The organism is Mesorhizobium sangaii, assembly GCF_014207355.1.
GTDB classification, from domain to species: Bacteria; Pseudomonadota; Alphaproteobacteria; order Rhizobiales; family Rhizobiaceae; genus Mesorhizobium; species Mesorhizobium sangaii.
The window spans coordinates 738,358-761,790 of the sequence record NZ_JACHEF010000002.1; the positions used below are offsets into that span (position 1 = coordinate 738,358).

At 63.9% G+C, this 23,433-nt stretch carries 22 protein-coding genes; 9 read left to right on the forward strand and 13 right to left on the reverse strand.

What is annotated here, in order from left to right; translation table 11 throughout:
* Positions 1-53: 53 nt before the first annotated feature.
* Complete coding sequence (locus tag HNQ71_RS12670; RefSeq protein ID WP_184872893.1) at positions 54-1,889, reverse strand: BTAD domain-containing putative transcriptional regulator; 1,836 nt, start codon at positions 1,887-1,889, stop codon at positions 54-56.
* Between the two features lie 186 nt (positions 1,890-2,075).
* Between HNQ71_RS12670 and HNQ71_RS12675 the strand changes: the two genes are divergently transcribed.
* On the forward strand, positions 2,076-2,282 hold the full coding sequence (locus HNQ71_RS12675; RefSeq protein ID WP_184872894.1) for a hypothetical protein: 207 nt from the start codon (positions 2,076-2,078) through the stop codon (positions 2,280-2,282).
* Positions 2,283-2,400: 118 nt separating this feature from the next.
* On the opposite strand, the gene HNQ71_RS12680 is transcribed toward HNQ71_RS12675, so the two are convergent.
* The 5 genes from HNQ71_RS12680 to HNQ71_RS12700 form a co-directional block, all read right to left on the reverse strand.
* Positions 2,401-3,057, reverse strand: a complete 657-nt coding sequence (locus tag HNQ71_RS12680) for a methionine ABC transporter permease (protein WP_095083632.1) — start codon at positions 3,055-3,057, stop codon at positions 2,401-2,403.
* Positions 3,038-4,126, reverse strand: a complete 1,089-nt coding sequence (locus HNQ71_RS12685; RefSeq protein ID WP_246461485.1) for a methionine ABC transporter ATP-binding protein — start codon at positions 4,124-4,126, stop codon at positions 3,038-3,040. The genes HNQ71_RS12680 and HNQ71_RS12685 overlap by 20 nt, the downstream gene beginning before the upstream one ends.
* Positions 4,127-4,214: 88 nt before the next feature.
* Entirely contained in the window at positions 4,215-5,069 is an 855-nt protein-coding gene (locus HNQ71_RS12690; RefSeq protein WP_184872895.1) for a MetQ/NlpA family lipoprotein, read from the reverse strand.
* A 210-nt stretch (positions 5,070-5,279) separates the two neighbouring features.
* Positions 5,280-6,767 (reverse strand): aldehyde dehydrogenase, encoded by a 1,488-nt coding sequence (locus tag HNQ71_RS12695; protein ID WP_184872896.1) that lies wholly within the window; start codon positions 6,765-6,767, stop codon positions 5,280-5,282.
* Positions 6,768-6,832: 65 nt separating this feature from the next.
* A complete protein-coding gene (locus HNQ71_RS12700; RefSeq protein ID WP_184872897.1) occupies positions 6,833-8,281 on the reverse strand; it encodes an APC family permease in 1,449 nt (482 codons plus the stop codon).
* Between the two features lie 167 nt (positions 8,282-8,448).
* Between HNQ71_RS12700 and HNQ71_RS12705 the strand changes: the two genes are divergently transcribed.
* The 6 genes from HNQ71_RS12705 to HNQ71_RS12730 are packed head-to-tail and all read left to right on the forward strand — an operon-like array spanning position 8,449 to position 14,904.
* Positions 8,449-9,219 (forward strand): IclR family transcriptional regulator, encoded by a 771-nt coding sequence (locus HNQ71_RS12705; protein ID WP_184872898.1) that lies wholly within the window; start codon positions 8,449-8,451, stop codon positions 9,217-9,219.
* Positions 9,219-10,505: a Tm-1-like ATP-binding domain-containing protein gene (locus tag HNQ71_RS12710; RefSeq protein WP_184872899.1), complete on the forward strand. Its 1,287-nt coding sequence runs from the start codon at positions 9,219-9,221 to the stop codon at positions 10,503-10,505. The genes HNQ71_RS12705 and HNQ71_RS12710 overlap by 1 nt, the downstream gene beginning before the upstream one ends.
* A gap of 8 nt (positions 10,506-10,513) precedes the next feature.
* The gene (locus HNQ71_RS12715) at positions 10,514-11,170 is read left to right on the forward strand and encodes an HAD family hydrolase (protein ID WP_210333911.1); all 657 of its coding nucleotides are present in this window, start codon (positions 10,514-10,516) and stop codon (positions 11,168-11,170) included.
* Positions 11,171-11,189: 19 nt separating this feature from the next.
* Complete coding sequence (locus HNQ71_RS12720) at positions 11,190-12,539, forward strand: aminotransferase class III-fold pyridoxal phosphate-dependent enzyme (RefSeq protein ID WP_184872901.1); 1,350 nt, start codon at positions 11,190-11,192, stop codon at positions 12,537-12,539.
* Between the two features lie 29 nt (positions 12,540-12,568).
* On the forward strand, positions 12,569-13,885 hold the full coding sequence (locus HNQ71_RS12725) for an aminotransferase class III-fold pyridoxal phosphate-dependent enzyme (RefSeq protein ID WP_184872902.1): 1,317 nt from the start codon (positions 12,569-12,571) through the stop codon (positions 13,883-13,885).
* Complete coding sequence (locus tag HNQ71_RS12730; protein ID WP_184872903.1) at positions 13,882-14,904, forward strand: phosphotransferase; 1,023 nt, start codon at positions 13,882-13,884, stop codon at positions 14,902-14,904. The genes HNQ71_RS12725 and HNQ71_RS12730 overlap by 4 nt, the downstream gene beginning before the upstream one ends.
* Before the next feature lie 18 nt (positions 14,905-14,922).
* Here the strand turns inward: HNQ71_RS12730 and hpaH are convergent, their stop codons facing one another.
* The 5 genes from hpaH to HNQ71_RS12755 form a co-directional block, all read right to left on the reverse strand.
* Positions 14,923-15,723 (reverse strand): 2-oxo-hept-4-ene-1,7-dioate hydratase, encoded by an 801-nt coding sequence (gene hpaH / locus HNQ71_RS12735; protein ID WP_184872904.1) that lies wholly within the window; start codon positions 15,721-15,723, stop codon positions 14,923-14,925.
* Entirely contained in the window at positions 15,720-16,592 is an 873-nt protein-coding gene (locus tag HNQ71_RS12740) for a fumarylacetoacetate hydrolase family protein (protein ID WP_184872905.1), read from the reverse strand. The genes hpaH and HNQ71_RS12740 overlap by 4 nt, the downstream gene beginning before the upstream one ends.
* Before the next feature lie 244 nt (positions 16,593-16,836).
* Entirely contained in the window at positions 16,837-17,817 is a 981-nt protein-coding gene (gene hpaD, locus HNQ71_RS12745) for a 3,4-dihydroxyphenylacetate 2,3-dioxygenase (protein ID WP_184872906.1), read from the reverse strand.
* A 14-nt stretch (positions 17,818-17,831) separates the two neighbouring features.
* Complete coding sequence (gene hpaE, locus HNQ71_RS12750) at positions 17,832-19,349, reverse strand: 5-carboxymethyl-2-hydroxymuconate semialdehyde dehydrogenase (RefSeq protein ID WP_184872907.1); 1,518 nt, start codon at positions 19,347-19,349, stop codon at positions 17,832-17,834.
* A gap of 11 nt (positions 19,350-19,360) precedes the next feature.
* Complete coding sequence (locus HNQ71_RS12755; RefSeq protein ID WP_184872908.1) at positions 19,361-19,747, reverse strand: 5-carboxymethyl-2-hydroxymuconate Delta-isomerase; 387 nt, start codon at positions 19,745-19,747, stop codon at positions 19,361-19,363.
* A 222-nt stretch (positions 19,748-19,969) separates the two neighbouring features.
* Here HNQ71_RS12755 and hpaR point away from each other — a divergent pair, with 222 nt between their 5' ends.
* On the forward strand, positions 19,970-20,365 hold the full coding sequence (hpaR, locus tag HNQ71_RS12760; protein ID WP_246461487.1) for a homoprotocatechuate degradation operon regulator HpaR: 396 nt from the start codon (positions 19,970-19,972) through the stop codon (positions 20,363-20,365).
* A 29-nt stretch (positions 20,366-20,394) separates the two neighbouring features.
* On the opposite strand, the gene HNQ71_RS12765 is transcribed toward hpaR, so the two are convergent.
* Complete coding sequence (locus tag HNQ71_RS12765) at positions 20,395-20,904, reverse strand: flavin reductase (protein ID WP_095083603.1); 510 nt, start codon at positions 20,902-20,904, stop codon at positions 20,395-20,397.
* 6 nt (positions 20,905-20,910) lie between these two features.
* Positions 20,911-22,455, reverse strand: a complete 1,545-nt coding sequence (locus tag HNQ71_RS12770) for a 4-hydroxyphenylacetate 3-hydroxylase N-terminal domain-containing protein (protein WP_184872910.1) — start codon at positions 22,453-22,455, stop codon at positions 20,911-20,913.
* 93 nt (positions 22,456-22,548) lie between these two features.
* Between HNQ71_RS12770 and HNQ71_RS12775 the strand changes: the two genes are divergently transcribed.
* Positions 22,549-23,418 carry a helix-turn-helix domain-containing protein gene (locus HNQ71_RS12775; protein ID WP_184872911.1) on the forward strand — a complete coding sequence of 290 codons (870 nt, stop codon included), beginning with the start codon at positions 22,549-22,551 and terminating at the stop codon, positions 23,416-23,418.
* Positions 23,419-23,433 lie beyond the last annotated feature (15 nt).

Below are 23,433 nucleotides of genomic sequence, written 5' to 3' on the forward strand. Positions count from 1 at the left end.
GGCTTTCCTTTTGGGTTAGGGAATGAACGGGTATCCCTGCGGAAGGCCGACATTCATCCATCGGGTATGCCGACGGCAAGCAGATCTCTCCGAAGGCCCTCCAGGATTTTTGGGTTGCGGTACGGATCGATCAAGATGGTGCTTACAGTCGCACCGGGCCTTGCCGCCAGACACTGCCTAGCTGCGTGAGCGGCGAGTTGCTCGTCGCCCATTCTCAAATGACAGACCGCCAGAAACGCATAGGCCCAAAATGCATAGGCATTGAGATTCCGGTACGAGGCTATCGCCTCAGGATACCGTCCGAGAATCAGAAGAACTTGTCCGCGTAGATCCCAGAACCAATCGTAATTTAGGGGATCACGGGCGATGCAGACGTCCAGATCGGACAAAGCTTCTTCATGCCGACCGAGATAGCTCCAGCACAAGCCCCGTATCGCCCTTGCCCGGGTTTCGTTCGGGTTGAGGTTCACACCCTGCTCGAGATGCAGCAGCGCCTCCTCTAACTGTCCCATGAAGATGAGCGTGTGACCCACCGCTATATGGCTCCATGCCTCTTTCGGCCCAAGCTTTAGAGCGCGGCGAGCATGGACAAGCGCGATCTTGAGCGTGTTCCCGTCCCCCTCAAGCAGCCATTTGCTTGTGAGTACAGTCGCCATCATTGCATGGATGGTAGCGACATTCGGGTCGAGCTCGATCGCCCTGGCAAGATAGGGCTCTGCTTCCAGAGTCGTGTCATAGCGAACCATCCGAACGCGAGCCTGAAGATACAGATCGTAGGCATCGAGCTGGGTGATCGGAAGGCGCCGTATCTTCTCCACACCCGAAGTTCTGATTGTGCCGACGACGGTGATAGCGACACTTCTGGCGATCTCCTCCTGGAGCTCAAAAATATCTGTCAGCTCCCGATCGAATCGATCGGCCCAGATTTGATTGCCGGATCTGGCCTCTATGAGTTGCGACGAGATCCTGACCCTGTCGCCGGCACGGCGAATGCTACCCCGAAGCAGGTAGTCGACGGACAACTGCTTCGCGATGGTGACGGCATCGACAATCTTTCCCTTGAACACAAAGGAGGAATTGCGGGCTATGAGATGAAGTTCGCCGAATCGCCCCAGTTCGGTGATGATGTCCTCGGTGACCCCGTCGCTGAAATATTCCTGGCTGGGGTCGCTGCTCATATTCTCGAATGCAAGAACGGCAACGACTGGCCCGCGGCTTGATGCGCCACCGGTCTGCGGTCTGGGCGTCTCGTCCATGCTCCTGCGCAATAGCCGAAGCTCGTCACCTGGCTCCAGGTTCAGCTCGCGCTTAAGCAACAGCTTGCACGCCTCATACTGCTTGATGGCGAGCGCAGCCTGACCCGAGGCGATATGCGCCCGCATCAGCGCGGCATGCGACGGCTCCCGCAGCGGATCAAGTGCAACCAGCCGTTCGGAAATAGCAACGCGCTCGGCACCTCTCACCGATTCAGCCAAAACTTGGAACACATCGATTGCGCGCGAGGACAGGTCGGCACGGACTTCGCGCAGCCAATCCTCGAAAACGTTGTCGGACGTGCTCAACCCATCAAGAAAAGGTCCGGCATAGAGGGTGGCTGCCCGCCGAAGCTCGGCCGCATCACGGCTCGCGGATGCAGCGACGAATTCAGTTACGTCGATGGTGAACAATTTCGGATTGAGCGCGACGCGATCCCCCACCAGGACCAAGGCGTCTGCTCCCAACCCGGCAAGATCCTTGCGGATAGCAGCCAGGGCCTGCCGCAGGCTGTTTCTCGCCTGCTCCTCACCTCGATCGCTCCACAGAAGAGCAGCCAGCTTGTGACGCGTCACTTCCTGGTTCGGCGCTACGGAGAGAATGCCCAGAAGTGCTCTATTCTTCTTGGCGGGCATCTCCAAGGGTTTCCCCTGCGGCGACGTCAGGTAAAAACCACCCAGGAGATCGAGCCGCGCCGGGCTCATCGCGATATACTCTGAATTTCTGCTTCTTTCGCGATATTCACGAGCTTTTCACAGGCATCTCACGCCCCGCATCCGATGTTGCCTCTCGCAACTAACAACATCCGAGAGAAAACTCCAATGTCCATCATCGCAGATGTTTTGGGAAAGGCAGGTGAAACGCTCGCGAACGAACTGCCGAAGTGGCGTAAGGTCAACCTTGGCCGATTTTTGTACAGCATAGCAGCGGCATATGCCTCTGCCACCTGGAAGGCCTACGGGGCGGCTACTGGCATTGGTGCGAAAAGTCCTGGACGTCAACCCGACGACGACGTCGGCAACTACTGAACTTCTTCATCCCAACGCCGCGACGCGGACCTCGTCCATGATCGTCGGGCCTTGTGGTTCAGAAGCACGCTACAGGCTCGTATGGAAGACAATTTCGCCCAGATCGTCGGCCCAGTCCTCACCCTCGCCGATCAAGCCTTGCCACCAGCCGGTCACCGGCCCACTGGATGCCGCAGACCAGGATGATTAGCACGATCACCACGGCTATCATGACGCTGGTTTCAAAACGCTGGTAGCCGTAGCGGATGGCGAGATCGCCAAGCCCGCCGGCACCGATGGCGCCGGCCATCGCCGAGGCGCCGATCAGCGTCACCAGTGTCACCGTGAAACCGGCGACGATGCCGGGCAGGGCTTCGGGCACCAGCACCTCGCGAATGATCGTCCAGCGATTGCCGCCCATGGCGCGCGCCGCTTCGATCAGCCCGCGGTCGACTTCGCGTAGCGACACTTCGGCGATGCGCGCATAATAGGGCGTGGCGGCGATCGACAGCGGCACGATGGCCGCCCAGGTGCCGATCGAGGTCCCGACGATCAGTCGCGTCACCGGGATCAGCGCCACCAGAAGGATGATGAACGGCACCGAGCGAAAGCCGTTGATAACGGCGCCGAGCGCGCGGTTCACCCACGGGCTTTCGGCAATGCCGCCGCGTTCGGTAGCAATCAACGCCAGCCCGAGCGGCAAGCCGAACACCAGCGAGATCAGGCCGGAAGCGGCCGTCATCAGCACGGTTTCCCAGATCGAACGCAGCAGAAGCTCAAACAGGATTGGCGACATGGCCAAGCACCTCCACCCGCGCCTGGCGGGCCTTCAGGAATGTGATGACGGCGGCGAGATGATTTGCATCGCTGCCGGGAACAGAAAGGAACAGTGTGCCGACGGGCTGCTGCTGGATGTGGTCGATGCCGCCATGGACGAGACGGAAGGGGCCTGGAACGGCGGTGGCGAGATCGGACAGCAATGGGCCTCGAGCCGCCTCGCCGGCCACGTCGACGCGCAGGAGCGTCTCCGTGCCGGCCGACGGCAGCAGCCGGGCGGCGAGTTCGGCCGGCAGTTGCGGCCGGATGGCGCCCAGCAGGCTGCGCGTGATCTCCGAGCGCGGCTCGGCAAACACCGACCACACCGGTCCTTCCTCGACGATGCGTCCGGCATCGATCACCGCCACCCGGTCGGCGATCGAGCGGATCACCTCCATCTCGTGGGTGATCAGCAGGATGGTCAGCCCAAGTTGCCGGTTGATGTCTTTCAGCAGAGCGAGGATGGAGCGTGTCGTCTCAGGGTCGAGTGCCGAAGTGGCTTCGTCCGACAGCAGCAGCGCCGGCCGCGCCGCAAGCGCCCGGGCGATGCCGACGCGCTGCTTCTGGCCGCCCGACAGCGACGCCGGATAGGCCTTGGCTTTCTCCGACAGGCCGACAAGGTCGAGCAGTTCGGCAGCGCGCTGCAACCGCTCGGCCTTTGGCCGGCCCTCGATCTTCAGCGGCAGCGCCACATTGTCCTCGACCGTCTTGGCCGACAAAAGGTTGAAGTGCTGGAAGATCATGCCGATGCGCCGCCGCAGTGGCTGCAGATCGCGCTCGCCAAGTCGGCTGATCTCGCGGCCCTCGATGAACACCTCGCCGGAATCGGGCCGCTCCAGCCCGTTCAGGCAGCGGATCAGCGTCGATTTGCCGGCGCCGCTGCGGCCGATGATGCCGAGGATCTCGCCCTTGCGCACCGTCAGAGAGACGCCATCGAGTGCCGCCGTGACGCCAAAACGGCGCTTCAGGTCGACAAGACGCACCACGTCCTGCGGTGTTGCACGTGGCTGGTCCGTGGCCTCGGCGGGTGCGGCAAAACGCTGGTTCATGCGCGGATCCCTAAGAATGCGATTGCGGCCCGCGCGTTGCGCGGACCGCTTTCTCCGTCAAAGCAAGGCAGTATGCGCCGGCATCTCCCTAGTAGGCGCTGAGGCCGGTGCCTTTGTAGACCTTGTCGAACTCGGCCTTCACCGCCTCGTTCTGATAGGACGCCACCAGCGTCTTCACCCAGGCCTCGTTCTCATTGCCGACCTTCACCGCGATGAAGTTGCGGTAGGGATTGTCGGCGATGGGCTCCTGCGCTATGCGGTTTTCCGGCGTCAGGCCGCTTTTCAACGCCCAGTCGGTGTTGACCACGGCGGCGTCGAGGTCCTCGACCGAACGGCCGACGATGCCGGCGTCGAGCTCCTTGATCACCACCTTCTTGGCATTCTCGGCGATGTCGGCGGTGGTGGCCAGAATGCCGGTTCCGTCCTTCAGCTTGATCACGCCCTCGTTCTGCAGCACTCGCAGCGCCCGGCCTTCGTTGGACGGATCGTTCGGCACGCCGATGACCGCGCCTTCGGGCAGGTCGGCGACCTTGGGGTACTTCTTGGAGTAGAGGCCGATCGGCCAGACGCCGGTGTAGCCGACGCCGACGATGTGGTAGCCCTGTGTCTTGATCTGATTGTCGAGATAGGGCTGGTGCTGAAAGGCGTTGGCGTCGATTTCGCCACGCTCGAGCGCCTCGTTGGGCTGGGTATAGTCGTTGAACACCACGGTCTCGATCGCGAGGCCCTTTTCGGCCGCCTGCGCGACGACGACGCGCCAGACATCCTCGTCCTCGCCGCTGATGATGCCGACCTTGATTGCCTTCTTGTCCTCGGCGAACGACGCATGAGGCGCCATCAGGCTGCCGATCGCGACAGCCGACGCGAACAGCAGGGCAAGGCCACTGCGCCGGTTGAGGGTTGACCAAAGGGAAGATGGCAAAGTGTTTTTGGAGTCAGTCATGATTGATCTCTGCGGTTGTGAAGTCATGGCAGCCAGGCGGATTGCCGAGCCTTGAGCACATCCTCAGAAATTCTATCGATTTTATCAAAGAACGTGTTTCGCCGTTCTCGTCAAAGCCAGGAATATTCTCTCAAAATTTCTAAGAGAGTGAGCACAAGTCCCCGCCGGACCGACCACGGCGAGCCGAGGGAGATTAGCGTGCCGCTGGTCTTAAAGGGCGATCCAGGCGGTCTTCAGGTCAAGATATTTGTCCAGCGCGTGCAGCGACTTGTCGCGGCCGAAGCCGGATTGCTTGACGCCGCCGAGCGGCACGGTGATGTCGGCGCCGCCATAGGTGTTGACGTGGACGACGCCGGCATTGATGGCGCGCACCATGCGATGCGCGGTGGAGAGGTTGGCGGTCCACACCGCCGAGGCCAGTCCATAGACGGTCGAATTGGCAAGGCGCACCGCCTCCTCCTCTGTCTCGAAACGCATGACGCCGAGCACCGGCCCGAAAACCTCCTCGCGGGCAAGCTGCATCTCCTGCGTGACGTTTTCGAAGATCGTCGGCGCCATGTAGCTGCCACCGGTCTCGGCGAGTAACCGTTCGCCGCCGGTGACCAGCCGGGCGCCTTCGGCTTGCGCCCGCTCGACGAAGCCGAGATTCTTGTCCAGCTGCCCGGCGCTCGACACCGCGCCGATGTCGCTTGAGAGGTCGAGCGGATCGCCGACCTTCAGCCGTGTGGTTGCGGAGAGAAGCTCGTCCATGAAGCGGTCATAGACAGACGCCTGGAGGAGCAGGCGCGAGCCGGCGACGCAGACCTGGCCGGAATTGCGAAAGATGCCGTTGGCCGAGACGACCGCCGCCTGCTTCAGGTCCGGAGCGTCGGCAAAGACGATGTTGGGCGACTTGCCGCCGAGTTCGAGGAAGACACGTTTCAAATTGGAACGCGCGGAATATTCGAGCAGCCTCCGGCCGACCGGCCCCGATCCGGTGAAGGCGATGGCGTCGACATCCATATGCAGGCCGAGCGCTTCACCGGTGACCGCGCCGCGCCCGGTGACGACGTTGAGCACACCAGCGGGAAGCCCGGCCTCGCTGGCCAATTCGGCCAGCCGCAGCAGCGTCAGCGAAGCGATCTCCGGCGGCTTGACCACCACGCAATTGCCGGCGGCAAGTGCGGGCGCGATCTTCCATGCGCCGATCATCAACGGAAAATTCCATGGCACGATGACGCCGACGACGCCGAGCGGCTCCTTGTGGATCAGCCCGAGCACGTTGTCGGCCGTCGGCGCGATCTCGCCATAGATCTTGTCGATCGCCTCGGCATAGTAGCGGATGGTGCCTGCAGCCGAGAGCGGTTCGGCCTTGTAGGCCATGCCGATCTCGGTGCCGTTGTCGCGCACGCCAAGCACGGCCAGTTCGTCGGCATGCTTTTCGACAAGCTCGGCGAGTTTTGTCAGCACCTTCTTGCGAAAGGCGGGTGTCGAGCTCGACCACGAACCGTTCTCGAAGGCCTTGCGCGCCGACCGGACGGCACGGTCGATGTCGGCGGCATTGCCGTCGACGATGCTGGCGAAGGGCCGGCCGTCGATCGGCGATGTTACCATCAGGCTCGCTCCGCTCATGCCATCGAGTTGCAGGCCATCGATGAACAGGCGCTGCGCGCCGATCTCCGTCTTGCGCAGCGCGTCGATGGCATTTTGGCTGATCATTGGTGACGGACTCCCCAGGAAACATGCGCTGGAGGGCGACGCGATACGTCGCCCTCTAGCTTCGCTCAATCCTTCAACGGCTGGCCGAGATTTTCGAAGGCGACCGGATCGCGGCTCTTCAGCGCGCTCGCCAGCACCAGTCCGACAACAGCGGCAATCAGCACCAATCCCGGCAGGAACACGCCGAGGAAGCCGCCGGCGCCCGACAGGCTGCCGAAATTGATGACGATCAGGTAGATGATGACGACGAAGGCGATGAAGGTCAGCCCGGGCAGGATGGTGGTCTTCAGCGCGTTCTCCCGGGCGGCCGGATTGGCGCGGAAGAACATCACCACGGCCAGCGATGCCACCGCCATCATGACGATGACGCCGAGCGTCGCGACATTGGTCAGCCACGAAAACAGCGCCAGCACCGGATCGAGGCCAAGCACGGCGAACAGCCCGACGACGATTGCCGCCAGCACGCTCTGGATGACCGAGGCGACATGCGGGCTCTGGTGCAGCGAATGCGTCACACCGATCGTCTGCGGCAGAAGCTTTTCACGGCCCGAGACGTAGATGTAGCGGGCAACCGCATTGTGGAACGCCAGCACGCCGGCAAACAGGCTCGACACGAACAGGATGCTCATCGCATGCGACAGCATCGTCCCGGCGTAACGATCGGACAGGCCGAACAGGAAGGTCGTCGGGTCCTGCAGCCCCTGCAGCGCCGGCAGCAGCTTGTCGACACCGGCGCCGACGGCCATCAGCCATGCCGTGACCATGTAGAAGACGCCGATCAGCAGGACGGAGAAATAGGTGGCACGCGGAACCGTGACCTCCGGGTCTCGGGCTTCCTCGGCATAGATGGTCGTCGCCTCGAAACCGATGAAGGCGGCAAAGCAGAACAGGATGGCGATGGCCGGCGCGCCTGATGTGATCTGGGTCCAGCTGAACGGCGCCGCCGATAGACCGCTATCGCCACCGGTCCTGAGGATGGCGATGTCGAGGATCAGCACCACCAGATATTCGCACAGCACCAGCACAGTCAGGATCTTGGCCGACAGGTCGACCTGGCGATACCCGAGCACGGCGACCAGCGCGATGGCGATGAAACTCCATACCCACCAGGGCAAATTGATGCCCCAGCCGGCAAACAATCCGGCGGTCGCCGCGCCGAGCAGGCCCATGACGCCGATCTGCATGGCATTGTAGGACAGGATCGCGATCAGCGCCGTGGCGCCGCCGGCCAGGCCGCCGAGCCCGCGCGCCGCATAGGCGTAGAAGGCGCCGGCATTGCCGACATGGCGCGACATCGTCACATAACCGACCGCGAACAACAGCAGCAGGATGGTCACGATGAGATAGGTGCCGGCAAAGCCGGCACCGTTGCCCATCAGCATGCCGAGCGGCGTGCCGCCGGCCACCGCGGTAAGAGGGGCCGCCGCCGAAATCACCATGAAGGTGATGGCGCCGACACCAAGACTGTTCTTGCGCAGCCTGTTGGCCGGCGCCTGCTCCGTAACTGCTGACATTGGTCCCTCCTGTGTACGAACCCTTGGGTTCGCCGGCCAATCGGCCTGTCCCATGTGCTCTGGATGTCGGTTCATTATTTGAACCCTTATTTTGAATATAGACTTGCAAACAAAGCCGATGCCTGTCAAGTTAATTCACACGTTAAATGATTAGCCGAGGGAGCGGAATGGGTACGGTCGGCAAGGCGATCTCACTTCTGGAGCTGTTCACCGTCGACGAGCCCGAACTCGGGCTGTCCGATCTGGCGCGCCGGTCGGGCTTCGACAAGGCGACGACGCGACGGCTGCTACTGGCGTTGACCGGCCATGGCTTCGTCGAGCAGGATGCCGCCACGCGGCGCTATCGTCTCGGCGCCGGCCTGTCGCGTCTGGCGCGTATCCGAGAGGCACGCTTTCCCTTCCTGCAGACGGCGGTTCCCCTGGTGCGGGAGCTCGCGGCGTCCACGGCCGAGACCGTGCATCTGTCGGAATTCGGCGTCGATGCGCTGGTCACCGTCCATGTCGAACATCCGGCCTGGGCAAACCGGGTCAATATCGATATCGGCCAGCTTCTGCCCCTGCATTCGACCGCCTCCGGCATCGCCTATCTGGCCTTCGCCCGGGACGAGACCGTCAAGGCATGCCTGACGGGTTCCCTCAAGGCCTTCACGGCGCATACGCTGATCGAGCCGGCCGCCATTTCCACATCGATCGGCGAGACGCGCGATCGCGGCTATTCGATCTGCGATCAGGGTTTCGAGGAAGGCGTGATCAGCGTTGCGGCGGCAATCCGCGCGGCGGACGGCTTTGCGCTCGGCACCATCGCAGTGGCCGCGCCCAAGGCCAGGACGACGCCGGCGGCGCTCCCGGAACGGGGGCTTGCGGTGATGGCCGCGGCACGGGAGATTTCGATGCGCCTCAATGGCGAAAACCTGCAAACCCTGAGGAGGCAGGCGTGATGTCGGCAGAGACGGCAACAATGCCCCGCATCCTGGTCATCGGCACCGGCGACACCAAGGCCGACGAGCTCGGCTTCATGAAGCAGTGCATCGAGGCATCGGGTGGCCGCGCCGTGATGATGGATGTCAGCGTGCTGGGCGACCCGCCCTACAGTCCGGATCACGACAAGCATGCCGTTGCCCGCGCCGTGGATGTGACGATAGCCGAGATCGTTTCGAGCGGCGACGAAAACACCGCCATGACGCTGATGGCCGGCGGCGCCGTGCAACTGGCGCGCAAGCTTTATCAAACCGGCGAGATCGACGGCTTTATCGCCATCGGCGGCTCGATGGGAACCGACCTGGCGCTCGACGTCGCGCTTTGCCTGCCGCTCGGCGTGCCGAAATTCGTCGTCTCGACCATCGCCTATTCGCATCTCATCCCGCCCGAACGTGTCGCGCCCGACCTGATGATGATCCTCTGGGCGGGCGGGCTTTACGGCCTCAACAGCATCTGCAAGGCGGTCCTCTCGCAGGCCTGCGGCGCGGTCGTCGGCGCGGCGATGATCATGCTGGCGTCGCGCGCGGCGGCTCCCGCCATCGGCCCAACCATCGGCATGACCTCGCTCGGCAGCAGCTGCCTGCGCTACATGAAGACGCTGAAACCGGCACTGGAGCAGCGCGGCTATGATGTCGCCGTCTTCCACACCACCGGAATGGGCGGCCGGGCCTTCGAATCGATTGCCGGACAAGGCCATTTCTGCGCGGTGTTCGACTTCAGCCTGCAGGAAATCACCAACCATCTCGCCGGCTCTGTCGTCAGTTCCGGCATCGACCGGCTGGAGAATGCCGGCGCCCGAGGCATTCCGCAGATCGCGGCGCCCGGCGCGGTCGACATGGTCGATCTGCCGACCTGGCAGAATTTGCCGGCTAAGTTTATCCAACGCCCCTTCCACGCTCACAACAGGCTGATCGGTTCGGTCACCGTCGATGCCGAAGACCGCCGCCAGGTCGCCAGAACCATCGCCGCCAAGCTCTGCGCCGCGAAAGGACGCTCCGCCTTCATTCTGCCGTGCGGCGGCATCCAGGAGTGGGACATGCAGGGCGAGCCGCTCTACGAACCGGAGGCTCTCGCCGCCTTCGTCGATGAAATGCGCAAGGCCATGCCTGCTGGCGTAGAGTTCCACGAGATCGACGCCCACATCAACAGCGACGACTTCGTCGGCAAGGCGCTCGAGATCTTCGACCGATGGGTCGAGGAAGGCATCGTTCCACGCGGCATACCTGTCAATGGAGTGGCCGCGTGAGCGTTCCTTTGGCCCAGGCGCTGGTCCTGGATTTCGGCGGTGTCGTCACCCGGACACTGTTCGAGACGCATGCCTTGACCGAACAGGCGCTCGGCCTCATCGAGGGAACGCTGCAATGGCGCGGGCCGTTCGATCCGGATAGCGATCCGCTCTGGCGCGCGATGCAGGCCGACGAGATCAGCGAGCGCGACTATTGGCGCACCCGCACAAGCGAGGTTGGACGGCTCGTCGGCGAGGATTGGCAGGCGATGGAGATCTTCGTCGGGCGTGCGCGTGGCGCCGAGCCCGAAAAGGTGGTGCGGCCCGAGGCCGACAGCGCCATCCGCGCCCTCCATGCGGCGGGCTTTCGGCTGGCGATCCTGTCCAACGAGCTCGACCTCTTCTACGGCGCCGACTTCCGCCGGCGGCTGCCGCTGCTCGGCCTGTTCGACACAATCGTCGACGCCACCTACACCGGCATCCTCAAGCCCGACCCTCGCGCCTATGCCTTCGTCACCGAGGCGCTCGGCCTGCCTGCCAGCGCCTGCGTCTTCGTCGACGACCAGCAGCGCAATGTCGATGGCGGCCGGGCCGCAGGCATGCGCACCGTTCATTTCGACGTTGCGCGGCCGGCACTTTCCTATGCGGAAGCCCTCGGCCATTTCGACCTCGTCCCAGCTGCCTAGACCATTTGCGGAGCCTGCCATGCGCGACATCAATTTCCTCACCGAGACAAACGCCAAGCCGATCTGGCATCCGATGGCGCATCCGGCTGAGATGCGGGCCAATCCGCCGAAGATCATCATGAAAGGTCAGGGCGTCACCGTCACCGACATCGATGGCAGGAGCGTGCTCGATGCGGTTGGCGGCCTGTGGAACGTCAATCTCGGCTACAGCTGCGACCCGATCAAAAAGGCGATCGCCGACCAGCTCAGTGCGCTGCCCTATTATTCCGGCTTCCGCGGCACCTCGACCGGACCGTCGATCGAACTCGCCTATGAACTCAGCGAATGGTTCGAGCCGGAGGGCATGGTGCGGACCTTCTTCACCTCGGGTGGCTCGGACTCGGTCGAAACCGCGCTGCGGCTGGCCCGCCAATACTGGAAGATCCGCGGCCAAGGCGACCGCACAAAGTTCCTCGCCCTGAAGAAGGGCTACCACGGCACGCATTTCGGCGGCGCGTCGGTCAACGGCAACGCCAATTTCCGTCGCAACTACGAGCCGCTGCTGCCGGGTGTCTTCCATATCCCGGCGCCGTGGACCTTCCGCAACCCGTTCGACGAAACCGACCCGGCCCGGCTGGCGAAACTGTGCGCCAAGGCGCTTGAGGACGAGATAGCCTTCCAGGGCGGCGACACCATCGCCGCTTTCATCATGGAGCCGGTTCTCGGCGCCGGGGGCGTCATCGTTCCGCATGAGATCTTCATGCCGCTGGTGCGCGAGATCTGTGACCATCACGAGATCCTTTTGATCGCCGACGAGGTGGTGACTGGCTTCGGCCGCGCGGGCGCATGGTCGGGCTCCAGGCTATCGGGCGTGAAGCCGGATTTCATGACCATCGCCAAGGCGATCACCTCCGGCTATTTCCCGCTCGGCGCCACCCTGATCGGCGGAAAGGTTGCTGAGGTCTTTGAAGCCGACAAGACCAGCTTCGGCTCGATCGGCCACGGCTATACCTATTCCGGCCACCCGGTCGGCTGCGCCGCGGGGCTGGCAGCGCTTGCCGAAACGAAACGGCTTCGCCTGGACGAGAACGCGGCGGCGCGGGGCATCGAACTGGCAGCCGTGCTGGAAGGGCTGAAGGCCAGGCACGCCATCGTCGGCGATGTCAGGTACAAGGGCCTGATGGCGGCGCTCGAACTGGTCTCGGATCGCGCCACCAAGAAGCCGGCCGACAAGAAGACCATGGCCGTGGTTTCGGAGGCGGCTTACGAAGCCGGCGTCATGCTGCGCGTCTCCGGCAACAACATCATCCTGTCGCCGCCGCTGATCATCAGTGCCGCCGACGTTGTGAAAATCGGCGAAGCGCTGGATGCAGGCCTGTCTAAGGTCTGACGCTGCTACAACGGAGTTTCGGTACGCAAATGGCCTATTCGCAGGAAAAAGTGGGGCAGCAAAATGAGGAGGCGCTGGTTAGCCGGCGCTCCCGCCTGCTCGGCGCGAAATCGCAATTGTTCTACGATGAGCCCGTGCATCTGGTGCGCGGCGAAGGCGTCTGGCTCTATGACGCCGACGGCCGCAAATATCTCGATGCCTACAACAACGTCGCCCATGTCGGCCATTGCCATCCGCATGTGGTCGAGGCCCTGTGCCGGCAGGCAAGCCTGCTCAACACCCACACCCGCTATTTGCACACCACCATTCTAGACTATGTCGAGCGGCTGACCGCGACCTTCGACGCCAGCCTGTCCACCGCCATCCTGACTTGCACCGGCAGCGAGGCCAACGACATCGCGCTGCGCATGGCGCAGGCCGCCACCGGCCGCATGGGCATCATCGCCACCGACGCCACCTATCACGGCAACACCTCCGCCGTTTCGCAGCTCAGCACGCGCATGCCGCCGATCGGCGGCCGTGCACGCCATGTCAGGCTGCTGCCAGCCCCCGACAGCTATCGCCATCCGGAGGCGATGGCCAACGGCAAGGCTTTTGGCGACGCGGTGCGCGAAGCAATCGCTTCGCTGGAACAAGACGGCATAGGCCTGTCCGGCATCATCCTGTGTCCGCTGCTGGCCAATGAGGGTTTCCCGGCGCTGCCGTCGGGATTCTTCGACGGCGCGCTGCGTGCGGTGCGCGAAGCCGGCGGCCTGGTCATCGCCGACGAGGTGCAGCCCGGATTCGGCCGCACCGGCAGCCATTTCTGGGGCCATCAGCGCGTCGGCTTCGTTCCCGACATCGTCACCATGGGCAAGCCGATGGGCAACGGCCACCCGGTCGCCGCCGTGGCCACCACCAGGGACATCCTGGCGACCTTTCGCGACGCTTTCCGCTACTTCAACACCTTTGGCGGCAACCCGGTTTCCTCTGCGGTGGCGAATGCCGTTCTCGATGTTCTGGAGCAGGAAGATCTCGTCGCCAATGCGCGCGACGTCGGTGCCTATGCACAGGGCCTGCTGCGCCCGCTGGCTGATCGCCACGAATGCATCGGCGAGGTCAGGGGCGCCGGGCTGTTTTTCGGTGCCGAACTGGTCCGCGACCGCAAGACGCGCGAGCCGGCATCAGGCATTGCCGAGCAAGTCGCCAACCGGATGCGCCATCGCGGCGTGCTGATGGGCAAGACCGGCATCCACGGCAATGTGCTGAAGATCCGCCCGCCCATGCCGTTTTCCCGCGACGATGCCGCCTTCCTGATCGGCACACTCGACGAGGTGCTTGGCGAAGTCGGCGGAGTGCCGGCGTGAACGCTGTTTCCGTACCGTCCGAACCGGAAGATGCCGCCACCGTCACCGAACTGGCGCGGCGCGCGCTCGCCCATTGGGGCATCCGCGACGGCGCGCCGGAACTGCTGAAATACCGCGAGAACGCGGTGTTTCGGGTCCGCTTGCCCGATGGGCAACCGGCAGCCATGCGAGTTCACCGGCTTGGCTACCATTCAGACGCCGCGCTGCGCTCGGAACTGCAATGGATGTCCTTCCTGCAATCGGCCGGCATCGCCACGCCGTCTCCGGTGGCGGCGCTGAGCGGCGACCTGTTCGTGCCGGTCGATACCGGCACATCGGGGCCGCCGCGCCAGGTCGATAGCCTCGGCTGGCTGGAAGGCCGCGCGCTCGGGGCGCGCGGCGTGCCGCTGGATTACACGCCCGAGCAGGCAAGGCAGGTCTTCACGGCGATCGGGCGAACCATCGCCCATATGCACAATGTCACCGCCGCCTGGACGCCGCCCGCCGGCTTTACACGCCATGCCTGGGATTTCGACGGCTTCTTCGGCCCGGCCCCGACCTGGGGCCGCTTCGAGACCTCGCCATTCCTCGACGGCTCCCGCCGCGAGCTGGTTTTCCAGGCGCGGGACAAGGCTGTGAAGGCGCTGTCGCAGCATGAACGCAGCGCTCGCAATTTCGGCATCATCCATGCCGATCTGGTGCGCGAGAACGTGCTCGTCCATGACGGCGCGATCCGCATCATCGACTTCGACGATTGCGGCTATGGCTGGCACATGTACGATCTTGCCGTCGCCCTCTACCAGAACCGCGAGGAGCCGATCTATCCGCTGATCGAGGCCGCCCTGCTCGACGGTTATCGGCTAGAGCGGGAACTGACGGCGCAGGACATCGCAGCACTGCCGCTGTTTTCAGCGTTGCGCGCCTTCGCCTTCCTCGGCTGGGTGCAGAGCCGCGTCGAAGGCGACATCACCAGGGATGTCGGCATGCGCATGTCTGTCATCGCAGCCGATGTGGTGATCGCCTATCTGCAGGGTGGCTGACCGGCGCTGGCCGACCCGTCAGGCGAAGTGAATGCTGACCGTGCCTGAATTGCCGAAATCGGCGACGATGGTGTCGCCGGGCCGCGCCTCGACCGGCCGCACGAACGATCCCGACAGCACCACTTCGCCGGCCGCGATCGACATGCCGTAGCGGGCGAGCCTATCCGCCAGCCAGGCAATGCCCATCGCCGGATGGTTGAGCACGCCGGCGCCAAGCCCGGTCTCCTCGACCTCGGCATTGCGCGAGACGATGGCGCCGATCCAGCGCATGTCGGCTGCCTCGGGCCGCTGCGGCCGGCCGCCGATGACGATGCCGGCATTGGCGGCATTGTCGGAAATCGTATCGAAGAAGGTGCGCGTCTTCTTCGTCTCCGCATTGACGCGCTCGATACGCGTGTCGAGGATCTCGAGCGCCGGCGTGATGTAGTCGGTGGCGTTGAGCACGTCGAAGATGGTCGCGCCCGGACCCTTCAACGGTGCCTTCATGACGAAGGCGATCTCGGCCTCGACGCGCGGCTGGATGAAGCGGCCGGCGGGAATCGTCGCGCCGTCGTTAAAGAACATGTCGTCGAACAGCACGCCCGAATCCGGCGTATCGATGGCCAGCGCATATTGCATCGCCTTGGAGGTCAGTCCGATCTTCCAGCCCTTCGGCTTCAGCCCGGCATCGATCTTGCGCGTCACCAGTGCGGTCTGCACGCGATAGGCGTCCTCGATCGTTGCCTCGGGAAAGTCGAGGCTGAGCAACCGGATCTGGCGGCGCGACCGCTCGGCTTCGAACAGCCGCGTGGCGGCGTCTTCCACTTGCTCGGGGGTCATGGTGCTGCCTCGTCTACGACGCCGTTCTTGAGCACGCCGATGCCTTCGGCCTCCACTTCGATCACATCGCCCGGCTTCAGCCAGATCGGCGGTTCGAAGCGGGCGCCGGCACCCGTCGGCGTGCCGGTGACGATGATATCGCCGGGCACCAGCGTGGTGAAGGTCGAGATATAGGCGATGATCTTGCGGAAAGAGAAGATCATCCGGCTCGTGCGGTCCTGCTGGCGCAGCTCGCCATTGACACGGGTGGTCAGCGCGATGTCGGCGATCTGCGCCTCATCCGTGAACGGCACCAGCCACGGGCCAATCGAGCCGCTGCGGTCGAAATTCTTGCCTTGCGTGACGTTGAACTTGGCATGCCGCACCCAGTCGCGGATGGTGCCCTCGTTGCACAGCGACAGCGCCGCGATCTGCCCGAGTGCGTCGGCCTCGGTAATGCGCCGGCCGGCCTTGCCGATGACGATGACGACCTCGCCCTCATAGTCGAGCTGCGGCGAGTCCGGCGGCCGCACCAGCGGCGCGCCATGGCCGACGAACGAGCGGGGAAAGCGGACGAACAGCGACGGATTCGAGGGTGCCGCCTGGCCGTCCTTGTACTCCTCGTTGCGGTCGGGATAGTTGACGCCGACGCAGATGATCTTTTCCGGTGACGGGATCGGGATGTCATAGCCGATGGCGTCGAGCGGGAAATCTTCGGCGAAGGCGTCCGCCTCTTCCGCCAGCCGCCGCAAGGCGCCGGCCTCGATCACTTCGCGCAGCGTCGGCCACTGGCTGTAGCGGGCCGACAGGTCGACGACGCCGTTGCCGGTAATCGCGCCATAGCGCGCCTTGCCGCCGACGGTGAAGGTGGCCAGCCGTGCGGGACTCATGCGGCATCTCCGCCGTTGGTCTTACTGAATGCGAGCGAGGTTGATGCTCTACGGCGCCCCCCTCTGTCCTGCCGGACATCTCCCCCTCTTGGGGGGAGATTGGCAGTTCGTACGGCTGCCGCCCTTCTTGCAGCGTTGAAAATTGGCGAAGGCAGAGGTGACATCCAATCTCCCCCCTTGAGGGGGAGATGTCCGGCAGGACAGAGGGGGGCGCGAAGGAACGCTGTCATCAACCAAGAATCCCTCAAGGCGCGATGATCGGCGAAGCCGTCAGATCCGGCTGGCGGGCCGCAACCCCAGCGAAGACGCTGCCTTCCTCGAACCAGCTCTTCGGTGCCGGCGCCCCCCACAGCGTCTGTCGCTGCGGGTCCTTGAGGTCCCATTTGATCGGCTCGAGGTCCGGGTCGACCGTCTGGTAGTCCGAGCAGTAGATCTCGATGCGGTGATTGTCCGGATCTCTGATATAGAGGAAGAAGGCATTGGAAATGCCATGCCGGCCGGGGCCGCGTTCGATGTTCGGCAGGTAGCCGGTCGTCGCCATCAGATCGAGCAGGTCGATGATATTGAGCGGCGTCGGCACCCAGAAGGCGACATGATGCAGGCGCGGCCCGATGCCGTTGGTGAAGGCGATGTCGTGGACACCGCCCTTGCGGTGCGTCCACGCCGCCCACAGCTTTCCGGTTGCAGCATCCTCGGTGTATTCGGTGACGCGGAAACCGAGCTCGTTGTAGAAGGCGACGGACTCGTCGACATTGGGCGAGAAACAATTGAAGTGATCGATGCGCAGCGGCTTGACGCCGTGATAGAGCGCATATTTCTGATGGATAGGCGGCAGCCGCTCCATCTGAGCGTAGAATTCGAGCGGTATGCCGTGCGGATCGCGGGTGCTGAAGGTGCGTGACTGGTAGGGCCGCTCGACCCATTCCACCGGCAGGCCTTTTCTCTCGAAAAAGTGCTCGGCCTTGTCGAGATCCTCCTCGGAAAACAGCTTGAAGCCGAGGTCGCGCGCTTCGGCGGTAGCGGCCTTCTTCAGCACGATGCAATGATGCCCGCGCTCCTCCAATGCCCTGAGATAGATCGAGTCCGATGTCTCGTCGGTCACCTGCAGGCCGAGCGTGTCGACATAGAAGGCGCGGGACCTGGCGAGGTCGGTCACGGCCAGCTCGACATGACTGAGGCGCACGATGTTGAATTCAGGGTAGAGATTGGGCTTGGGCAAGGGCATTTGATTTCCTCTGATCAGCCGCCGAGTTTCTGGATCGCGTGCGCGGTCGTGGCGAAGGCTATGTTCTTCGTCTCCATGTAGAAGTCGAAGGAATGGTCGCCACCGTCGCGGCCGATGCCGGAATTCTTGACGCCGCCGAACGGCGTCGGCAAATGGCGCACATTCTCGGAATTGACCCAGATCATGCCGGCATCGAGCGCTTCGGTGAAGCGGAAGGCTCTGACAACGTCCGATGTCCAGAGATAGCCGGTCAGGCCGTATTGCGTGTCGTTGGCGAGCGCCAGCGCATGCGCCTCGTCCTTGAAGGAAATGGCGGTCAGCACCGGCCCGAAGATCTCTTCCTGGGCAATGCGCATCCTGTTGGTGGCGCCGACGAACAATGTCGGGCTGACATAGCAGCCGCCACCCGGACCGGCGAACTTGCCACCGCCGGCGGCGACCACCGCGCCTTCCGATTTGCCTATGTCGATATAGGAGAGCACCTTTTCCTCATGCACCGGATGGATCAGCGGGCCGACCACCGTTGCGGGGTCCAGGGGATGGCCGATTGTGATGCGCTTTGCCTTCTCGGCCACCATATCGGTGAATTTATCGTAGACCGAGGCTTCGACCAGCAGGCGTGACGAGGAGGTGCAGCGCTCGCCGTTCAGCGAATAGATCATGAAGACGGCGGCGTCGGCGGCGCGCTCCAGGTCGGCATCGGCGAAGACGATCACCGGATTCTTGCCGCCAAGCTCGAAATGCACGCGCTTCAGAGTGTCGGCACCCTGCTTCATGATCATCGAGCCGGTGCGGCTCTCACCAACGAAGCCGATCGCCTTGATGTCGGGATGCTCGGTCAGCGCCTTGCCGGCATGCTCGCCAAGGCCGTTGACGAGATTCCACACACCTTTGGGCAGGCCGGCCTCTTCGGCGATCTCGACCAGCAAGCGGGCGGTCAACGGCGAAAATTCAGCCGGCTTATGAAGCACGGTGCAGCCGGCGGCCAGTGCCGGCGCGATCTTCCAGGTCGACAGCATGAACGGCGTGTTCCACGGCGTGATGATGCCGACCGGGCCGATCGGCACCCGCGTGGTCATATTGACCTGGCCTGTGGTCCGCAGCGTCTCGCCATCGCGCGCCTCGGGCGCACGGTCGGCAAAGAAGCGGAAATTCTCGGCGCCCCGCAACGCCGCCTTGGCCATGAACTTCAGCGCCTGGCCGGTGTCCATGCATTCGACCAAGGCGATCTCCTCGGCGCGTGCCTCGATCGCGTCGGCGATTTTGTGCAGCAGCTTCTTGCGCGCTTCGCCGGGCATCGCGGCCCAGGCCGGAAACGCCGCCTTCGCCGCCTTGGCGGCGCGGTCGATGTCGGCGGCATTGCCGCGCGCGACTTTGGCGAGCGGCTTGAGGTCGACCGGCGACAGCGTTTCGAACGTCGCGCCGTCCAGCGCCGGCACCGCTTCGCCGCCGATCTGGTTCAGCACGCCATCGCGCTTGAACCGGGCCAGATAGGCCGCGGCCTTCTTCAGATTGCCTTGCAGGTCGGACATATCACCTTCCGTCACTTGCCGCGCAGTCGCGGGTGGATTGCGTTCTTCTTCCAGCTCAGCACCGGGTCGATTTCCCGGATCTCGAGCGACAGGGCGAAATGCGGCGTCGCGAACAGCGCGGCAAGGTGTCCGCTCACCGCCGCGAAGACGGCTTCGCCGGTCCGCTTCTTTTCCTCCGCGCTGCGCCCGATTCCGATGCGAAACGACATGTCGAGGAAGGCGTTTTCCGGCAGCCTGTCGGCCACCGCATAGGCATCAGTGCGAAACGCCCGCACCCGCACGGCGCCGGTTTCGAACAGCCCGGTGTCCAGCACGGTGCGCAACACCAGCGCGCACAATTCGCCCATATCGACCTTGGCATCGAGATTGGCCGAATACTCGATGGAGAAGTGCGGCACTGCGTTTCGCTCCCCAATCACTTGCCTTGCTGTAGTTAACGCGTTAATTACATGCGGCACCCGTGAAGTCAAGTCTTGCATCGGGCTTGGCGCAACGATACGGGATGGCTGAAACGGGCTTTCGGTGGGCGGATTCGGCTGAATGAAGGCCTGTTTTCGATCGCAAGCCAGCGTGGGAGGCTCTTTTTCTTGCTGCCTGAAAACACCCGTCGGTCCCTGCCAATGGCGCTCCTGCATGCCCGCGAAGTGGTGATGGCGCGGTTTCGTCCTATGCTCGCGGCCCACGATGTGACCGAACAGCAATGGCGCGTGCTGCGCGTGCTGAGCGAGGCCGGCCCGGTAGAGGCGACGGAGCTTGCCGATCGCGCATCGGTGTTGCCGCCCAGCCTGACGCGCATCATCAAGGCACTCGAGGGGCGCAGATTCATCACCCGTAGCAAGGCGGAAGGCGACGGCCGCCGCGTCGTGCTGACCATCGCCCCGGCCGGTTCCGCCCTGATCGATGCTCTCTCGCCCGAGCGTCGCGTCATCTATGACGACATCGAACAGCGCTTCGGCCACGATAGGTTGGAGCAGTTGCTAGATCTCCTGGAAAACCTCATCGACGGCGAAAGTTGACCGCTCGGTCCGGGTAGTTTCGCTCGGGCTCAGCCGCCAAAGCTGCCAAGCCGCGTCGGCTGCGTATAGTTGCGGTCGACATAGAGCAGCGCCGAGCCGCCGCTGCCATGCCGGACATCGATGACGCGGCCGATCATGACATTGTGCGTGCCGACGATATGCACGTCCTCGATCTCGCAATCGAAATTGACGATCGCATCCGACAGCGCCGGCGTACCGGAGGTCAGCGTCTGCCAACGTGCCGCCGAGTAGCGGGCTTCCATGTCCCTGGTGGCGCCGGCGAACTTTCCCGCCAGATGCATGTGGTCATGGGTCAGCACGTTGACGCAGAAGCGCCGGTTGGACAGGAACATGGCGGCCTGCGTCGAGCGGCCATTCATGCACACCAGCAGCGTCGGCGGTTCGTCGGAGACGCTGCACATGGCGGTGGCGGTGAAGCCGCCGCGTCCGGCCGGGCCGTCTGTGGTGACGATGTTGACCGGCGCGCAGACCCTCGCCATGGCGTCGCGGAAATCGGCTTTCGAAATCTGCGTGGCCATCCGGGTTCACTCAGCCGACGAAGCAAGCGGATTGAACCAGGTGTCGCCGGTCCAGCCGTTCTCGTCATAGTCGGCCATGCAGGTGTCGACCAGCTCTTCCATCGCCTTCAGCCGCCCGCCGCGTTCGGCGCCCTTCAGCACCTGCAGCCGCACCTCCTCCGGCGCCCCGGCATAGTTGAGCTCGTAGAGCGCGTGGCGGCCGCCGAACTCGGTGCCGGTCGCGTCCCACAACAGCTTCATGATCTTGATGCGCTCGATGTGGCCCATGTCGTTGGAGCCGCGCACATATTGCGCCAGATATTTGTCGATCTCGGGATTGTTGAAGTCGCGCACCGACGACGGCAGGTAGATCAGCCCCGAGGCGATCACCCGACGCACGGTGTCGATGACGCGCGGGTAGGCTTCCGACATGAAGGTCCGGTAGGCGAGGGCCGCTTCCAGGTTGGGCAGGACCGCGCCGTTCGCCCACGGGATCGGATTGTAGGCCATGGCATTGGAAAAGCTCCAGAACATATGCCGCAGCGCGATGACCTCGCCAAGCGCTGCCTGGTTGCCGCGGAAGGCGTCGCCGCCGGTGGCGCGCAGCGCCTTTGCCAGCAGGCCGGCGAGGAAGTCGAGCTTGACGGCGAAGCGCGTGCAGCCCTGGAAGCAATAGCCGTGCATGAAGCCGGAAGCCGGATGGAACGACAGGATTTTCTGCGCGTCGCGCAGCACCAGCACGTCCTCCCAGGGGATGAAGACATTGTCGAGCACCAGGATCGCGTCGTTCTCGTCGAAGCGTGACGACAACGGATAGTCGAAGGGTGCCGCCACCGTATTAGCCGTCTGCTCGTAGGAGACGCGGCAGAACATCTTTATCCCCGGTGCATTCATCGGCACGATGAACATCACCGACAGCGACGGATCCTCGGTGACCGTCGCCGAGCCCTGCGCGAGGAAATTATAGTGGGTCAGCGCCGAGGACGTCGCCACTACCTTGGCGCCGGACACGGTGATGCCGGCGTCGGTTTCCCCAGTGATGTGGACGAAGACGTCCGTCACCTGTTCGGCCGGCTTGTGGCGGTCGATCGGCGGATTGACGATGGCGTGGTTCATGAACAGCGCCGCTTCCTGGGCACGTCTATGCCAGGACAGCGCGTTGTCCTTGAACGGCCCATACCAGTCGGCATTGGCGCCAAGCGTGTTCATCAGCGCCGCCTTGTAGTCGGGCGTGCGCCCCATCCAGCCATAGGACATGCGTGACCACTGGGCGATCGCTGCCTGCTGGGCGACAAGCTCGGCGGAGGATTTGGCGACGCGGAAATATTTGTGGGTGTAGCCGCCCGAACCGGTGTCGGTCGGCGAGGTCAGCGCGTCTTGCTGCTTGGTGTCATGCAGCGCATCATAAAGGCGCGCCAGCGACCGCGCCGAATTGCGCATCGCCGGATGCGTGGTGACATCGGCGATGCGTTCGCCGTTGATGTACACCTCGCGGCCGTCGCGCAGGCTCGCCAGATATTCGGCCCCGGTGAACGGACGCCGCTTGTCGGCACGGAAGTCTTCTGAGCGCATGATGTTCCTCCACTTGCGGTGACGACTATAGCGCCCCGGCCGGGGATCGGTTATGGACGGAACCGCAAAACCGATTGGACTTTTTCCGGCGCCATGAGCCAGAGTTCCATCCCTGACTTCTTCGTCTACGGCGAACCGGTGCGGCCGCTCGACGTCGGTTTCCTGCATGTCGAGACAGTGCTTGCCCGCAGCAACATCCATCGTGGCGAGGTCGCCGCGCACAAGCATCCGCAGATGGGCCAGATCACCTACTGGACCGGTGGCTCCGGCACCTACCGCATAGAAGACCGGTCCTGGGACTTTTCGGCGCCCGCCGTCAGCTTCGTGCCAAGCAATGTCGTGCATGGCTTCTCGATAGGCCCTGGCACTGACGCCATCGTCGTCTCGGTCGCCGATGACGCGCTCGCCGCCATTGCCGGCCAGAGCGTGCTGCCGCTGGACAGGCCGGTGTTTGCCGACGGCCTGCCGCACCATGCCGCGTGGAAAAGGCTGGTGGCGGTGCTGGAGATGATCGCGGCCGAATACGCCGAGGCGCAAGCCGGCAATGACAAGATGCTGCCGGCGCTGATTGCTGTCGCGCTCTCCCACATCGCCCGCCTTGGTCCTGACGGGACAGCCTCCACAACCTCTTCCGAGGCTTCGCTGGCACTGGGCCTGCGGCGGCTCGTCGACATGCATTTCCGCGACAACTGGCCGGTCGACCGCTATGTCGAGACGCTGGCCACGACACCGCATTTGCTCGACAAGGCCGCTCGCGCGATGCTCGGCACCGGCGTCAAGCGGGTGGTCAGCGAGCGGCGATTGCTGGAGGCCAAGCGGCTGCTATTGTTCACCGTGCGCACAGTCGAGGACATCGCCTACGAGATCGGCTTTGACGACCCCGCCTATTTCTCGAGGGTCTTCCGCGAACGGATCGGCGAAGCGCCCGCCGCCTGGCGCCGCAAGCAGCTGCGGGGGCATTGAGCGGGTGATCAGGAT

Coding starts and splice junctions, on each gene's coding strand:
- HNQ71_RS12720 (WP_184872901.1), top strand. CDS start 11,190: ATGCGCGACATCAATTTCCTCACCGAGACAAACGCCAAGCCGATCTGG.
- HNQ71_RS12680 (WP_095083632.1), bottom strand. CDS start 3,057: ATGTCGCCAATCCTGTTTGAGCTTCTGCTGCGTTCGATCTGGGAAACC.
- HNQ71_RS12725 (WP_184872902.1), top strand. CDS start 12,569: ATGGCCTATTCGCAGGAAAAAGTGGGGCAGCAAAATGAGGAGGCGCTG.
- HNQ71_RS12740 (WP_184872905.1), bottom strand. CDS start 16,592: ATGAGTCCCGCACGGCTGGCCACCTTCACCGTCGGCGGCAAGGCGCGC.
- HNQ71_RS12765 (WP_095083603.1), bottom strand. CDS start 20,904: ATGGCCACGCAGATTTCGAAAGCCGATTTCCGCGACGCCATGGCGAGG.
- HNQ71_RS12705 (WP_184872898.1), top strand. CDS start 8,449: ATGGGTACGGTCGGCAAGGCGATCTCACTTCTGGAGCTGTTCACCGTC.
- HNQ71_RS12675 (WP_184872894.1), top strand. CDS start 2,076: ATGTCCATCATCGCAGATGTTTTGGGAAAGGCAGGTGAAACGCTCGCG.
- hpaE (WP_184872907.1), bottom strand. CDS start 19,349: ATGTCCGACCTGCAAGGCAATCTGAAGAAGGCCGCGGCCTATCTGGCC.
- HNQ71_RS12770 (WP_184872910.1), bottom strand. CDS start 22,455: ATGCGCTCAGAAGACTTCCGTGCCGACAAGCGGCGTCCGTTCACCGGG.
- HNQ71_RS12700 (WP_184872897.1), bottom strand. CDS start 8,281: ATGTCAGCAGTTACGGAGCAGGCGCCGGCCAACAGGCTGCGCAAGAAC.
- HNQ71_RS12695 (WP_184872896.1), bottom strand. CDS start 6,767: ATGATCAGCCAAAATGCCATCGACGCGCTGCGCAAGACGGAGATCGGC.
- hpaR (WP_246461487.1), top strand. CDS start 19,970: ATGGCGCTCCTGCATGCCCGCGAAGTGGTGATGGCGCGGTTTCGTCCT.
- hpaD (WP_184872906.1), bottom strand. CDS start 17,817: ATGCCCTTGCCCAAGCCCAATCTCTACCCTGAATTCAACATCGTGCGC.
- HNQ71_RS12710 (WP_184872899.1), top strand. CDS start 9,219: ATGTCGGCAGAGACGGCAACAATGCCCCGCATCCTGGTCATCGGCACC.
- HNQ71_RS12685 (WP_246461485.1), bottom strand. CDS start 4,126: ATGAACCAGCGTTTTGCCGCACCCGCCGAGGCCACGGACCAGCCACGT.
- HNQ71_RS12670 (WP_184872893.1), bottom strand. CDS start 1,889: ATGCCCGCCAAGAAGAATAGAGCACTTCTGGGCATTCTCTCCGTAGCG.
- hpaH (WP_184872904.1), bottom strand. CDS start 15,723: ATGACCCCCGAGCAAGTGGAAGACGCCGCCACGCGGCTGTTCGAAGCC.
- HNQ71_RS12690 (WP_184872895.1), bottom strand. CDS start 5,069: ATGACTGACTCCAAAAACACTTTGCCATCTTCCCTTTGGTCAACCCTC.
- HNQ71_RS12775 (WP_184872911.1), top strand. CDS start 22,549: ATGAGCCAGAGTTCCATCCCTGACTTCTTCGTCTACGGCGAACCGGTG.